Source organism: Aquibacillus salsiterrae (assembly GCF_028416595.1).
Taxonomy (GTDB): domain Bacteria; phylum Bacillota; class Bacilli; order Bacillales; family Amphibacillaceae; genus Aquibacillus_A; species Aquibacillus_A salsiterrae.
The window spans coordinates 1-1,025 of sequence record NZ_JAMQKC010000061.1 but is presented as its reverse complement, the minus strand read 5'-3'; the positions used below and the strand labels follow the sequence as shown (position 1 = coordinate 1,025).

Here is a 1,025-nt window from a genome sequence, read left to right as displayed (position 1 = left end):
CAATAGCTTCTTTTTGTTCCTGTGAATATCGTATTCTATTTCTCCCTGTCATATTAAATCGACCTCCGTGTTATTTACTTAACTATAACACTAAAGTATCGTACGACATCTATCCTAACAGAGGGGGATGTCCCTCAAGTATAATTATCGCAAAAGGGATTGAATCTTCAATCCCTTTTGGTTGTTCATATTGATATAAATATTCACTAATACTGAACTTTAAAATAACATATGTAAATAATGTAATCGGTAATATTAAATTAAGAGAAAGGGAGTTCATTATGCGGTCAATAAAAATAATGCTATTGGGTTTATCGCTAATGATGGTTGCCTTGTAAATAATGCATGGGCAAAGGTAGTTAGTGCATAGGTGTGACTGCTAAATTAGATATTATTGACGATCCTTTTGTCTTGGAATGGTTTTAAGAATTATTGGAATTTTATGTTAATATAAAAATGTGAATCAATGATCTTAAAGTAAATAAGCAGTTATCTTCAATAAGGAAAGGGTGATTTGATGCGTTCTACTAAAATCATGTTATTAGGAATGTCAGTAATGCTATTGGATTTATATTTAGAAGAAAACTCATATATAGTGCCTGGCGATGGTGAATTCTACATTATGGTTTTAGGTGTGTTAATTACTATTTTTGGCTTACTTAAAAAAGATAAAACTGATAAAGTGTAAAAAGTCTTTACTCAAGTAAAGGGTGCCGATCGACAAGTTCTGTTATAAGCGTTCTTAACGTGAAAAACAGGAGATAAACAAAGATTTATCTTAACTTTACAACCGAGAATGGGAATGATAGAACCAAGGGAAACGAAGGGAAACGGTACCAGGTACTATTGATGGACAGTTGTCCACGTGTAGTACCTGGTACCGAATTGGGATAGCCCCAGTTTCGGCAAAAATGCTTAGAAATCCCATCACACCGGGATTTCTATTTTTCATTTGGTCACTACAACCTTTTTCCGACAATTCTGTATTCTCTTTTCAACGGATCCTTTACCCCTAATTTTTTGTA

2 protein-coding genes are annotated in these 1,025 nt (G+C 33.5%); one reads left to right on the top strand and one right to left on the bottom strand.

Annotated features, from left to right (window positions below):
• The first annotated feature begins 517 nt into the window (after positions 1–517).
• On the top strand, positions 518–688 hold the full coding sequence (locus NC799_RS18300; RefSeq protein WP_272447856.1) for a hypothetical protein: 171 nt from the start codon (positions 518–520) through the stop codon (positions 686–688).
• Positions 689–784: 96 nt separating this feature from the next.
• Here the strand turns inward: NC799_RS18300 and NC799_RS18295 are convergent, their stop codons facing one another.
• Complete coding sequence (locus NC799_RS18295; protein ID WP_272447855.1) at positions 785–979, bottom strand: hypothetical protein; 195 nt, start codon at positions 977–979, stop codon at positions 785–787.
• Between the last annotated feature and the right edge of the window lie 46 nt (positions 980–1,025).